The 13,936-nt window shown below is 44.0% G+C and carries 11 protein-coding genes; 9 read left to right on the forward strand and 2 right to left on the reverse strand.

Going from position 1 to position 13,936, the window contains the following annotated elements; genetic code table 11:
• Positions 1-52: 52 nt before the first annotated feature.
• The gene (locus tag U2P89_RS03260; protein ID WP_076928286.1) at positions 53-847 is read right to left on the reverse strand and encodes a helix-hairpin-helix domain-containing protein; all 795 of its coding nucleotides are present in this window, start codon (positions 845-847) and stop codon (positions 53-55) included.
• Positions 848-1,104: 257 nt separating this feature from the next.
• Between U2P89_RS03260 and U2P89_RS03265 the strand changes: the two genes are divergently transcribed.
• Together U2P89_RS03265 and ybeY are read left to right on the forward strand one after the other, a co-directional pair.
• Positions 1,105-2,337 carry a nucleoside recognition domain-containing protein gene (locus tag U2P89_RS03265; protein WP_076928285.1) on the forward strand — a complete coding sequence of 411 codons (1,233 nt, stop codon included), beginning with the start codon at positions 1,105-1,107 and terminating at the stop codon, positions 2,335-2,337.
• Between the two features lie 38 nt (positions 2,338-2,375).
• Positions 2,376-2,804 (forward strand): rRNA maturation RNase YbeY, encoded by a 429-nt coding sequence (ybeY, locus tag U2P89_RS03270; RefSeq protein WP_076928284.1) that lies wholly within the window; start codon positions 2,376-2,378, stop codon positions 2,802-2,804.
• Between the two features lie 45 nt (positions 2,805-2,849).
• Here ybeY and U2P89_RS03275 read toward each other — a convergent pair whose 3' ends face one another.
• Positions 2,850-3,497 carry a hypothetical protein gene (locus U2P89_RS03275; RefSeq protein ID WP_322190610.1) on the reverse strand — a complete coding sequence of 216 codons (648 nt, stop codon included), beginning with the start codon at positions 3,495-3,497 and terminating at the stop codon, positions 2,850-2,852.
• A gap of 402 nt (positions 3,498-3,899) precedes the next feature.
• On the opposite strand from U2P89_RS03275, the gene mnmG reads away from it, so the two are divergent.
• The 7 genes from mnmG (at position 3,900) to U2P89_RS03310 (ending at position 13,792) form a co-directional block, all read left to right on the forward strand.
• A complete protein-coding gene (gene mnmG, locus U2P89_RS03280; RefSeq protein ID WP_076928282.1) occupies positions 3,900-5,774 on the forward strand; it encodes a tRNA uridine-5-carboxymethylaminomethyl(34) synthesis enzyme MnmG in 1,875 nt (624 codons plus the stop codon).
• Positions 5,775-6,074: 300 nt separating this feature from the next.
• Complete coding sequence (locus tag U2P89_RS03285) at positions 6,075-6,599, forward strand: adenine phosphoribosyltransferase (RefSeq protein ID WP_019538136.1); 525 nt, start codon at positions 6,075-6,077, stop codon at positions 6,597-6,599.
• An 89-nt stretch (positions 6,600-6,688) separates the two neighbouring features.
• Positions 6,689-8,494, forward strand: coding sequence for an excinuclease ABC subunit UvrC (gene uvrC / locus U2P89_RS03290; RefSeq protein WP_076928281.1), 1,806 nt, complete (start codon positions 6,689-6,691; stop codon positions 8,492-8,494).
• On the forward strand, positions 8,491-8,943 hold the full coding sequence (gene dtd, locus U2P89_RS03295; RefSeq protein ID WP_076928280.1) for a D-aminoacyl-tRNA deacylase: 453 nt from the start codon (positions 8,491-8,493) through the stop codon (positions 8,941-8,943). Before uvrC ends, dtd begins: the two co-directional genes overlap by 4 nt.
• A gap of 107 nt (positions 8,944-9,050) precedes the next feature.
• A complete protein-coding gene (locus U2P89_RS03300; protein ID WP_091905478.1) occupies positions 9,051-9,392 on the forward strand; it encodes a nucleotide pyrophosphohydrolase in 342 nt (113 codons plus the stop codon).
• A gap of 27 nt (positions 9,393-9,419) precedes the next feature.
• Entirely contained in the window at positions 9,420-10,289 is an 870-nt protein-coding gene (deoC, locus tag U2P89_RS03305) for a deoxyribose-phosphate aldolase (RefSeq protein ID WP_091905482.1), read from the forward strand.
• Positions 10,290-10,393: 104 nt separating this feature from the next.
• Entirely contained in the window at positions 10,394-13,792 is a 3,399-nt protein-coding gene (locus U2P89_RS03310; protein WP_416188607.1) for a glycoside hydrolase family 2 TIM barrel-domain containing protein, read from the forward strand.
• Positions 13,793-13,936 lie beyond the last annotated feature (144 nt).

Below are 13,936 nucleotides of genomic sequence, written 5' to 3' on the forward strand. Positions count from 1 at the left end.
AGTCAAGACTTGCTTAATTATTCAATTTATTAATCTACAGAAATATCAATTATCAGAATTCCAAATAGGGTTCAAGACGAAGGATGTCATCCGGTGTAAACTCATCGAGGATGGAGAGTTCACGAATAGAGGTGATATTACCTTTTCTCCGGCGAATGCTCATGATCGCTTGTACCTGTTTGTAATTCAGGTAGGGATGACGCAATAATTCCTTGAAATCTGATTGATTAACCTGGATCCTGCGGAAATTGCCATCAGGTTCAATATAAACAGCTATGCGGGAGAAAAGTTCCTGATCAATACCGTACACTTCCAATAGTTGCTCAACATATACAAATCCGCCCAGCAAGTCGCGGTACTTCACAATACGGGAAGCATACACACTACCGATACCGGGCACTTTCTTCCATTCGGACGTATCGGCTTTGTTCAGGGAAATAGTTTCCCCTTCGGAAAGTTTCTCCATAGACGGATAAGCAGCACGGAAGGATGATATGTCACTGCTTCGTGAGGAATACCTTTCTGTAGCATTCTTCTCACCTTGACGGGAGATGCTCTTATTTGCAGAACCACCCTTGTCCGACGAACGCTCTGCAGCACTTTTCCGCTCCATTGGAGCCTCTCTCTCTTCTGGAACAGTAACGGCGGAAGGTTCCCTTACCTTTAATGTACGCCGAAATTCTTCAAATTCCCGAACCAGCGAATCATTCTGCATCAGGATAACATCCGACGAGTTCTTGTAGCTGAGAAGTGCATTCAAAATAAAGGTTAACACAATAAGAATAAGCAACAGGATGACTGCTGTCTTTGAACCTCTCTGAAAATATAGAAAATCTTTCCAGCGCATGTCTTTCTAACGTGCTAATTAATCAATATGCCAATGTGCCAATTAAATTATTAAATCATTGTGCCATCCAAATTCATTGGCATATTAACCACGATTTGCTCCGTTGAACGTTGTTTGGCACATTATTCTCATTGGCACATTAACCTGCCTTAAAGTTAGAAATTATATTGTTTTCTTTTTGATAAATAGTCATAAATTGTATCTTTGGTGAATCTTTGTCCGTTAAATGTCCGTCTAATCTCAGATTCCCGCAGAATATGGTATTGAATTATATTTGGATTGCTTTTTTTCTGATCGCTTTCGTGGTGGCTTTGGTAAAGCTGGTTTTCTTTGGAGATGTAAATGTCTTTACCGAGATCATGAATTCTACTTATGAGTCCGCCAGAACCGGTTTTGAAATTTCTCTGGGATTGACGGGGGTGCTGTCACTCTGGCTGGGGGTGATGAAGATAGGTGAACGGGGAGGCATGATAGAGCTCTTTTCGAGGGCTGTCGCCCCCCTTTTTTCCCGGCTTTTTCCCGATATACCCAAGAATCATCCTGCTTCGGGCTCCATCCTGATGAACCTCTCTGCCAATATGCTGGGCCTTGACAATGCAGCTACACCGTTCGGGTTGAAAGCGATGCAGGAACTGCAGGAGATTAACCTGAGAAAAGAGGAAGCCTCCAATCCCATGATCATGTTCCTGATCCTGAATGCATCGGGTTTGACATTGATTCCCGTCACTATTATGGTTTATCGTGCACAGTTGGGTGCTGCCAACCCTGCCGACATCTTCGTCCCGATTATGATCGCTACCTTTTCCTCTACCGTGATCGGCATGATTGCCGTCTGTCTGAAACAGCGTATCAATATCTTCAACAAGGCGATCATGGGTTTTGTATTGAGCATAGCAATACTTATCATCGGCACGATAATTCTCTTCCGGTCGATGTCGCAGGAACAGATCAATATTGTCTCGGGTCTTGCTGCAAATATCTTTCTCTTCACTATTATCGTACTTTTCATTGTAAAGGCACTACGCCGTAAAATAAATATCTTTGATGCGTTTATCGACGGGGCAAAAGAGGGTTTTAAGACTGCTGTCACCATTATTCCTTTCCTTATCGCTATACTGGTAGGGATTGGGGTCTTCCGTGCTTCGGGAGCGATGGATTTCCTGATGGAAGGGCTGCGGGATATGGTAGCGCTGACAGGCCTCGATACCCGCTGGGTGGATGGTATGCCCACCGCATTGATGAAACCGCTGAGCGGTAGCGGTGCCAGGGGAATGATGATCGATGCCATGCAGACATTCGGAGCCGACTCGTTTGCCGGCAGATTATCCTCCGTACTTCAGGGGGCTACCGACACCACCTTCTATATCGTGGCTGTTTATTATGGTGCGGTGAACATCAAAAATTCCCGCTATACCGTTCCCTATGCGCTTTTGGCCGATTTGGCAGGTATTATTGCCGCCATTTTTGTGGCCTATCTCTTTTTCGGATAAAAAATAAAGCATCCTCCAGGTGAATAAATGTTAATAAAATGGCAATTACTTTCGAAGCTGAAAATATCGATTTCCCGAAGATCAAAAAAAGGGAGACGGCAAACTGGATAAAATCCGTTACGAAAAGTTACGGGAAACAAACCGGTGATATTTCCTATCTTTTTTGTACCGACGAAAAAATTCTGGAAGTCAACCGGCAATACCTTCAACATGATTTTTATACCGATATCATCACCTTCGATTATTCCGAAGGTAATCGCATTTCGGGAGATATTTTTATCAGCCTCGATACGGTACTATCCAACTCAATTCAATATGACACTGATTTCGAAGAGGAGTTATACCGTGTCATTATCCATGGCGTGCTCCACTTATGCGGTATCAATGATAAATCGGAAGCCGAAAGCAAACAGATGAAAGAGGCTGAAGAAAGAGCCCTCAGCCTGAGAAAAGAAAAAGGGAATTAATTCTGTAATTCCCGCCATATAAAGCACCTTGGAAAAAACAAATCGTTAAAAAGAGAAATCAATAGCGGCTGAAAGACCTACTCTGCCGATTCTCCTGGAGAAATCCTCACCATGTGGTCCAGTCTTCAAATTGGGATTACTCATTCTGGAAAAGGGTGCATAAATACCACTGGTTTGGACAGTTATTCCTGCAAAAGGGAGAAGTTCGTAACGGATAGCTCCGGACAAAGTAAAACCTGCAGCAATTCCTTTATATGCACCACCCATTTTTCTATCCTCGGGTAATTGACTTTGATCAACGATTAAATCAGGAGAATCAATAATATAAGTAATTATCTTTTCTATTCCTGTCAATTCATTATAAAACATCACTACTCCGGCATTAGCCATGATCATCCATTTCGTTTCACCCAAAGGCCATCTTCCATAAATGGCGGGACCAAACATATGCGATTTCTCTTTAAAAGCTAATGACTTATATTCATACACAGGATAATCATAGGAGTGTTCTGTATATTCCAGATAAGATTCTTTATTGTATTTGGAGGTATAGAAAGCATACTTTATCCCAACTCCATAATTCTTTGAGAAAAACCAAGCACCATCAAAACCGGGAGAAAATCCCCTTTTGGTTGGAGGAACGATAAGTTCATTCGATAATTCAATACTTGAAGATCCTAAGTTGAAGTTCATACCGGCATTCAACGACAAATAAATTTTTTGGTATTGCTATCCACTGTTATCAGATTGTCCATATACAGAAAAGATAAAAAATATGCAGAATGCAGCCAAGAAAAGTTGTTTCAGATTCATTATCGCAAGTTTTAGAAATTTTTTATATAAAATATATGTCGATCGCAGAATTAACAATCGAGGAATAAAGGCGACTCAAAACGAATAATGTAATTGAACAATTGATATTTTGGGTGCAAATATATAAAGATTCCGATAAACAAACGAATGAACTTGAAGAATCATTTTCTCTGTAAACATCTGAATTAAAAGGGATTTTATACCTCTTTCCGGTAATTAACATTACTATAACAGGTAACTTTTTCTTTTTTAGTATCTTTGCTATCTCAAATCAAAAAAAAAATGACTTTCAATTACGACATCATAGTGGTAGGGGCAGGCCATGCCGGATGCGAAGCGGCTGTAGCCGCTGCCAATCTGGGATCCAAGACACTCCTGATCACGATGGACATGAACAAGGTTGCCCAGATGAGTTGCAATCCCGCCGTAGGTGGTATTGCCAAGGGACAGATTGTGCGTGAAATTGATGCATTGGGTGGGCAGACGGGAATTGTGAGCGACAAGACTGCTATCCAGTTCCGCATGTTGAACCGTTCAAAAGGCCCTGCCATGTGGAGCCCCCGTGTACAAAGTGACCGGATGAAATTTATCGAAACATGGCGCACAATTATAGAAAACACACCTAACCTGGATATGTGGCAGGATATGGTGACCGGGCTTCTTTGTAAAGACTCTACTATTTCCGGAGTAAAAACCGGCATGGGAGTAGAGTTTTTCAGCAAAGCAGTAATACTTACAAACGGCACTTTTTTAAATGGACTGATCCATATTGGCAAGGTACAGATCGGCGGAGGACGTGTTTCCGAACCAGCCTCCTACGGGATGACAGAGCAATTGCGTGACCTGGGATTCTCCACTGACCGGATGAAGACAGGGACTCCAGTACGTATTGACGGGAGAACGGTTGATTTTTCCCTGCTGGAAGAACAGAAAGGAGATGAAGATTTTCATAAATTCTCCTATCTTCCGGATGTACAACGAACACTCAAACAAAGAAGCTGCTGGATAGCTTATACCTCTGAAGAGGTACATGAAGCCTTACGTGATGGATTAAGTGATTCGCCACTCTACAACGGACAGATACAAAGCATAGGGCCTCGCTATTGCCCCAGCATAGAGACCAAAATCGTCACTTTTTCCGAGAAGACGAGCCATCAACTGTTTTTGGAACCTGAAGGAGAAACAACCCATGAGTGTTATCTCAACGGCTTCTCTTCTTCCCTACCCTTGCAGACACAATTGAGCGCCTTGCAACGGATACCGGCCTTCCGGAATGCACATATTTTCCGTCCCGGTTATGCCATAGAATATGATTTCTTCGACCCCCGGCAATTGTATCCGACACTGGAAACAAAGTTGGTGAAAAACCTCTTTTTTGCAGGACAAATCAACGGCACTACGGGTTATGAAGAGGCGGCAGGGCAAGGATTGATAGCAGGCATCAACGCCCATATCAACTGTCATGGGGGAGATCCTTTTGTATTACGCAGAGACGAAGCATACATAGGAGTATTGATCGACGACCTGATCACGAAGGGTGTTGACGAACCCTATAGGATGTTCACCTCCCGTGCTGAATACCGTATTCTTCTCCGTCAGGACAATGCAGACGAAAGACTCACAAAAAAGAGTTATGAGTTAGGACTGGCGACTCAAGAGAGACTCCGGCTACTCAACCGAAAAGAAGAAAAAGTTGCACAAATCATCAATTTCGCACACAATTTCTCCATCAAGGCAGATCGTATCAACCCATTCCTCGAACACATCGGCACAGCACCTTTGAAGCACGGCGTGAAGCTACATGACCTGTTAACAAGGCCACACATCGACCTGACGCTAATGGCGCAAGAGGTGGCTCCGCTCAAAGAGCTATTAGAGACTATCGACGAACGGGAAGAGGAGATCATTGAGTCGGCCGACATAGAGATAAAATATAACGGCTATATCAAGCGTGAACGGATGATGGCGGATAAAATCACACGTTTAGAAGATATTCGCATCAAGGACAAATTCAACTACAACGAAATACAATCGCTCTCGACAGAAGCAAGACAAAAACTGACCAGAATTAACCCGGGGACGATTGCCCAGGCGAGCAGAATTCCGGGTGTTTCACCCAATGACATATCCGTTTTGCTTGTCTTATTAGGACGTTAAAACAGAAATGTTTCACGTGGAACATTCAAAAAAGATAAATTATATAACAACGTTTCGTTAAGCTAAAATAACGCGTAAGCGAGGGCAGTGTCAAGCTCGCTTGAACATTGCCGAGCGAGAGTTATTTATTTAAATGAGCATAGTATAAACTCGCTTATATTACCATCGCGAGTACTATTTCGACAAGAGAGAACATAAGCAAAACAAGTTTTACTTATGTCGGACGCAGAAATAGTCTGTAAAGAATTGAAAATCGAGGAGCGAAAGCGACTCAAATAGACTAATTTTAATGAATAAAAAATGAGTATCGAAACACTTACTTCCGCTGTCAGGAGCATCCCTGACTTCCCTATTCCGGGGATTGAATTCTACGACATCACGACCCTGTTCCAATCAGCATCCCACTTGAAAGAACTTTCGGATATCCTATATGACAGATATAAGGACAAGGGTATTACCAAAGTGGTGGGGATCGAATCCAGGGGTTTTTTTATGGGGCCGGCTACCGCGATCCGGTTAGGTGTAGGATTTGTACCTATCCGTAAACCCGGAAAACTCCCTTATAAAGTAATAGAAGAAACTTACACGAAAGAATATGGGGAAGACACCATCCAGATCCACCAGGATGCATTGACGAATGAGGACGTGGTGTTGCTTCACGACGACCTGCTGGCTACCGGAGGAACGATGGTGGCTGCGTATAATCTTGTAAAGAAATTGGGTGTAAAGAAGATTTATATCAACTTTCTTATAGAACTGGAAGAGCTAAAAGGGATTGATCATTTCCCGAAAGATGTCGAAGTAAATTCGGTAATCAAATTTTAAGGAGAGAGAATATCCCTGATAGTATCGGCAGATAGAATTGCTGACCGGCCATCAGGGATTTTCACTCCAATTTAGACTAAAACCCAGCCATGACCGACGAAATTAAAAATACGCTTGCCGTTATCCCTCACCAACCGGGCTGCTATCAGTTCCTTGATGAGAATGACACCGTTATATATGTCGGTAAAGCCAAGGATCTCAAAAAAAGAGTCTCTTCTTACTTTAACAAACACCATGATCATCCGAAAACACGCATTCTTGTAAGAAAGATACGAAAGATAAAATACATTGTCGTCAATTCTGAAGAGGACACCTTCTTACTCGAAAATAACCTGATCAAAAAGTTAAAGCCACGATACAATGTGATGCTTAAGGATGACAAATCCTACCCCTTTATCGTGGTGAAAAATGAATATTTCCCCCGGGTCTATAAAACCCGGAATATAGTGAAAGATGGGTCCAAATATTTCGGCCCCTATACCTCGGTACAATCGGTGAATGCACTGCTGGATATTTTCAGGCGTGTATACAAAATACGTACGTGCCGGCTCAATCTGACTCCAGAAAACATAGCCGCCGGAAAATTCAAGGTATGCCTCGAATATCATATCAAACGATGTGAAGGGCCATGTGAGGCTTTGCAATCACTGGCAGAGTACAATAAAAATATCGAAGAGATCATTGAGATATTGAAGGGGAATGTAGCTATTATCGAAAGACAGATTCATGAAAAGATGCAGACCCTTGCGGGACAACTGCGGTTTGAAGAGGCACACAGGTTAAAGGAAAAATTGCTGCTGATCCAGAATTTCAGAGAGAAATCACAGGTAGTAAGTAACATAAACTATAATCTGGATGTCTTCTCCATTGAAGAGGCTGAAAATTCAGCATACATTAATTACCTACACGTAGTGAATGGCGCTGTGAATCAAGCTTATACGTTCGAATATAAAAAGAAACTCGATGAATCTCCTGAAGAACTGCTTGGAATGGGGATTGTAGAGATGCGGCAACGATTCGGCAGTGACATGAAAGAGGTGATCGTACCTTTTATTCCCGACCTGAAACTGCCGGACGTAGAGTTCACCATTCCACAAAGGGGAGAAAAACGAAAACTGCTCAGTCTGTCAGAAAAGAATGTAAAGCAATATAAGATCGACAAATTGAAAAAAGCAGAGATGCTCAATCCCGAACAACGGGCAACCAGAATCCTGAAGGGAGTACAGAATGATCTCCGGTTAAAAGAAATTCCATGGCACATCGAGTGCTTCGACAATTCCAATATCCAGGGGACAAATCCGGTGGCAGCCTGTGTTGTTTTCAAAAAAGCAAAACCATCAAAAAAAGATTACCGCCATTACAACGTGAAAACGGTTGTAGGGCCTGATGATTTCGCATCAATGCGCGAGATTATAGAAAGACGCTATTCTCGGCTACTTAACGAAGGCGCTCCCCTACCCCAACTCATTGTAATTGATGGAGGTAAAGGACAATTGCATGCTGCTGTGGAATCGCTTCAGAAAATCGGACTATACGGAAAAATCGCAATTATAGGTATTGCCAAGCGCCTGGAAGAAATTTATTTCCCTGAAGATCCCATTCCGCTCTATATCGACAAGAGTTCAGAAACGTTAAAACTTATCCAGCAGGCACGGGATGAAGCGCACCGGTTTGGGATCACCTTCCACCGGCAAAAAAGGAGCAAATCTCAAACAACTTCGGAATTGGACCAGGTCAAAGGTATCGGCCCTGAAACAAAAAAGAGATTGTTGATCTATTTTAAAAGTATCAAACGGATTAAAGAGGCAACCAAAGAAGAGCTCATTTCTGTGATCGGAAAAAGTAAAGGCGAGATCATCTGGAAATGGATAACAAGGGAAAATGAGCAATTATGAGACTACTTATTCAACGCGTAAGGGAAGCAGCCGTTCATATCGACGGGCAAAAAATAAGCAGTATTGGCGAAGGGATGCTACTATTGGTAGGAATAGAAGAAGCCGATAATGAAGAGGATATTGGCTTCCTATGTAAAAAGACGGTAAATTTACGTATATTTGACGATGGAAAAGGGGTTATGAACCGGTCGGTGCTTGAAACCGGGGGCGATATATTAGTGGTTTCACAATTTACACTGCATGCCAGCACAAAGAAAGGCAATCGACCTTCTTATCTACGTGCTGCGAAACCGGATATCTCCATCCCTCTTTATGAGCAGTTCTGCTCTACTCTGTCGGAGATGTTATTAAAACCGGTAGCGACCGGGAAGTTCGGGGCCGACATGCAGGTCAGCCTGGTAAATGATGGACCGGTTACGATTTGGATCGACTCAAAAAATAGGGAATAGAAACCGGAAGAAGGAGGAGACCGGGAAACCAGGAAGATTGGGGAGAAAGTAGGTGTAATCACTCCGGACGAATTCCAAAAAGTAACGAGAAACAAAAACGAAACAATATGACGATACAGGAAGCCCAACAGCAAGTGGATGAATGGATCAAAACCTATGGGGTTCGCTATTTCAGCGAGCTGACCAATATGGCGATCCTCACTGAGGAAGTCGGTGAATTGGCACGGATCATGGCACGTACGTATGGTGATCAATCTTTCAAAAAATCTGACTTATCGAAAAATATGGCCGATGAAATGGCGGATGTGCTTTGGGTACTCCTTTGCCTGGCCAACCAGACCGGGGTAAACCTGGAAGAGGCATTAATCAAAAACATAGAGAAGAAAACCGTGAGAGATGCCGACAGACACCTTAATAACGCAAAATTACAGGATAACAATGATAAATAATTTATTAAATATAAGATAAAAAGACCGATGGAAACAAACAAGTATAGCAAAGCTATCAATACACATCCGTTTATGCTGACGGACGAAGAAGTTACTAAAAAAGTAAACGACCTTCTCGCTGAAAAATATAGTGAAAATAATAATTCCGCAGTCTATAGGAAACTGTATAGTTGTATAGATCTTACATCTCTCAATAGCACCGACTCCAATGAAAGTATCTGGAAATTCGTCGAGAAGGTAAACAGTTTCGACGGCTCTAATCCCGAAATGGATAATGTAGCAGCCATCTGCGTCTATCCCAACTTTGCCCATACGGTGAAAGAGGCATTGACTGCAGATGTGAAAATCGCCTGTGTCGCAGGAGGATTTCCTTCATCCCAGACCTTTAACGAGATCAAGATAGCCGAAACATCGCTCGCTGTAGCAGACGGGGCAGACGAGATAGATGTGGTCATCAACGTAGGAAAATTTTTAGAGGGTGAATATGAAGAGATGTGTGAAGAACTCACCGAAATAAAAGAAGCCTGCCGTCACGCTTCACTGAAAGTAATTCTGGAGACCGGTGCACTACAAAATGTAAAGAATATTCATGATGCAGCCATCCTGGCGCTCTATTCCGGGGCTGACTTCCTGAAGACATCCACCGGAAAAGGATATCCCGGGGCTTCCCCTGAAGCGGCGTACGTAATATGTCAGGCCATCCTCTCCTATCATGCCAAAACAGGGAAGAAAATCGGCCTGAAAATGTCCGGAGGGATTGCTACTACAGAGGATGCCGTGAAATATTATACTATTGTGAAAGAGATACTTGGCGAAGAATGGTGCAACAATACCCTGTTCCGTCTCGGGGCAAGTCGACTGGCCGATGATCTTCTCTCACAAATAGAAGTTAAATGATGTGCTAATGTGCCAATTGAAGCGCAGCGAAAATCCCGGTAAACGGGATGAAAATAATATGGTAATTGGTAATTTTTAATTGGTAATTTTTAACTTATAAATATATGAACATCAAATCTTTTCTCCTGGCAGCTATTGTCTGCTTGTGTAGTCTAAGCACATTGTCAGCGCAGGATCACAGGTCAATTTCACCTCGCCGTACAACCCCCTACTGGCAGGATGTGAACGTAGTACAGGTAAACAAGGAGCATCCGCGTACGCAATTTATGACCTACGAAACCAGATCGGAAGCGCTTAACATCCCTTTCGAGGAAAGTAAATATTATCTTTCTCTTAACGGAACATGGAAATTCTATTTCGTGGATTCCTACAAACAACTGCCCGAACATGTCACCGATTCTACCGTCGTCCTCACCGGATGGAAAGATATCAAGGTACCGGGCAACTGGGAAATGCAAGGTTTCGGTACTGCGATCTATGTAAATCATCCCTACGAATTCGTAGAACGTGATCCGGAAACCCGCTATCCGAAGATGGAGCCGCCTTATCTTCCGGAAGAAAATCCGGTGGGCGTATATCGCCGTGAAATAGATATCCCCGAAGATTGGAACGACCGTGAGATATTTTTGTCCATTGACGGAGCCAAATCGGGAGTTTATGTATATATCAACGGAAAAGAGGTAGGATATAGCGAGGATTCCAAAACAGCTGCCGAATTCAGGATCAATCCTTATGTACATCCCGGCAAAAATTCACTCGTACTGAAAATATTTCGCTGGAGTACGGGCTCCTACCTTGAGGCCCAGGACTTCTGGCGTATCAGCGGTATTGAGCGGGATGTCTTCCTCTGGTCGCAACCCAAAACATCGTTACGTGATTTCAGGGTGAAATCGACACTTGATGATAGTTACCGCAATGGTATCTTCGAATTGGAAACGACCGTCAGCAACTACCTGTCCGGCGCTTCCTATGCCGAAGTCTCTTATGAACTGCTCGATCCCGTCGGCAAAGTGGTTGCCTCAGAAACGAAACCGGTGGCAGTCCAAAGCCATGGAGAGAATACCGTCCGCTTCAACGCGCAACTGCTGCCTGATGTGGCTACATGGACTTCTGAGCATCCCCATCTTTACAAACTGCTTATCACCGTGAAGAAAGAAGGGGAAACGTCGGGAGAGGTAGTCCCCTACCCTGTCGGTTTCCGCCGTTTCGAGATCAAACCGGTAAAGACCGGCGATCGAACCGACCGGCTTTTCCTTGTGAACGGGCAACCCATCAAGTTAAAAGGGGTCAACCTGCATGAGACTAACCCCAAAACCGGGCATTATGTGACGGAAGAACTGATGCGAAAAGATATCGAGCTGATGAAACTCCACAATATCAATACCGTCCGTCTCTCCCATTATCCGCAACCACGCCGCTTCTATGAACTGTGCAGCGAATACGGGCTCTATGTATACGATGAAGCCAATATCGAGTCACACGGGCTTTATTACGGTGAACGGTCCCTCGCCAAACACCCGGAATGGGAGCAGGCCCATATGGACAGGACCGTAAATATGTTCGAAAGGAACAAAAATCATCCGTCCGTCGCCATCTGGTCGCTTGGCAATGAAGCCGGCAACGGTATCAATTTCTTCCATACCTACAAATTCCTGAAAGACCAGGAGCGTAGCCTGATGGATCGTCCGGTGAACTATGAACGGGCGTTATGGGGCTTTAACTCGGACATGTATGTGCCACAATATCCCAGTGCTGCCTGGCTGGAAGAGATCGGCAAAGCAGGGAGCGACCGGCCGGTGATCCCCTCAGAATATTCACATGCCATGGGTAACTCCAACGGTAATCTTGATATCCAGTGGGAAGCAATCTACAAATACCCGAATCTGCAGGGCGGATACATCTGGGATTGGGTAGACCAGGGTATGGAAGCTTACGACAAAGAAGGAAGGCTCTACTATAAATATGGCGGGGACTATGGTGTAGATATGCCCAGTGACGGAAACTTTCTCTGCAACGGACTGGTAAATCCAGACCGTACCCCCCACCCTGCCCTGGCCGAAGTGAAATATGTCCACCAGAATTTTGCTTTTGAAGCGGTCGATCTGTCAACAGGCGTTTTCCGGATCATTAACCGGCAATATTTCTCCAATACGGATGACTATACTTTCCGCTATACTATCACTGAAAACGGAAAAAACATATCCGAAGGAATGTTGCAAGTCTCCCTGCGACCTCAACAAACAACAGAGGTTTCATTACCTGTCGGTAAGTTGCAGCCCAAACCCGGTATGGAATATTTTGTCAACTTTGAAGTGATTCAAAAAGAGGCTGCACCATTAATTCCTGCCGGTTACATCGTAGCCATCGAACAATTCAAACTACCGCTCTCGATACCTAAGCAAGCATATACGGGGAATAGTGACAATCCCCCGCTACAAGTGGATCAATCCGGAAACAGCATCCGTGTAACCTCACCCCGCCTGGAATTTGTATTTGACAAAGCAAGCGGTATGGTTACCTCCTACAAGGTGGAAGGGAATGAGTATTTTGACAAAGGTTTCGGCGTACAGCCCAACTTCTGGCGTGCCCCGAACGATAACGATTACGGAAATGGAAATCCTCACCGCCTGCAGATATGGAAACAATCAAGCAAAAATTTCAATGTCACCGACGTGAAGAGTTATCCTGAAAATAATAAAGTGGTGGTTGAAACCGCTTATCTGCTTGCTGCCGGCAATCTTTATACTGTAAAATACAGTATCTATCCTTCCGGGGTTATAAAGGTAGATGTGAAATTCTTCTCTGCTGATATGGAGGAGAGACAGGTTGGTGCTTCCGAAGCGACGCTCACAGCCACTTTCTCACCGGAAGCATCCGCTGCCCGTAAAGCTTCATCCACTCTGAATGTCCCCCGTATAGGCGTGCGATTCCGTATGCCGGTGACGATGAATAACGTATCTTATTTTGGCCGTGGCCCGGGAGAGAATTATATCGACAGGGCTTCCGGATCCAAAGTAGGCCTTTACCAAACCACTGCAGAGGAAAATTATTTCCCTTATGTTCGCCCGCAGGAAAACGGACATCGGACCGATACACGATGGGTAGCCCTCACCAATGGCACCGGCGGATTGATGGTCGTTGCCGACAGTACCATAGGATTCAATGCATTGCGTAACAGCGTAGAGGATTTTGACTCCGAAGAGAACAAGGACAAGCCTTATCAGTGGAACAATTTCAGCAGTGAGGAAATCGCTTCCCGTTCCGATGAAGAGGCAAAGAACAAGCGACCCCGCCAGACGCATATCAATGATATCGTCCCCCAAGACTTCGTGGAGGTATGTATCGATATGAAACAACAAGGCGTTGCGGGATACAATAGTTGGGGAGCCCGCCCCCTTCCCGAATACAGTATTCCTGCCAATCAGGATTACAAATGGGGTTTCACACTGATTCCGGTGAAAAACGAAGCGGGGATCGCAGAGAAATCACCTTTGAAATACTAAAGGGATTTAGTTGCATCAAATCGTTTCAGATCTTATTGCAACGGGCAGAAGGTTGGTTTTCCGGCTTTCTGCCCGTTTTGTTTATGTTTTTCCTTTGTACTCGCTTAACGAAAAAGTTCACTAAAGTTAGACTTTTTCTCGCTA

The sequence above is a fragment of the Proteiniphilum sp. genome (assembly GCF_034331125.1).
Classification (GTDB): Bacteria; Bacteroidota; Bacteroidia; order Bacteroidales; family Dysgonomonadaceae; genus Proteiniphilum; species Proteiniphilum saccharofermentans.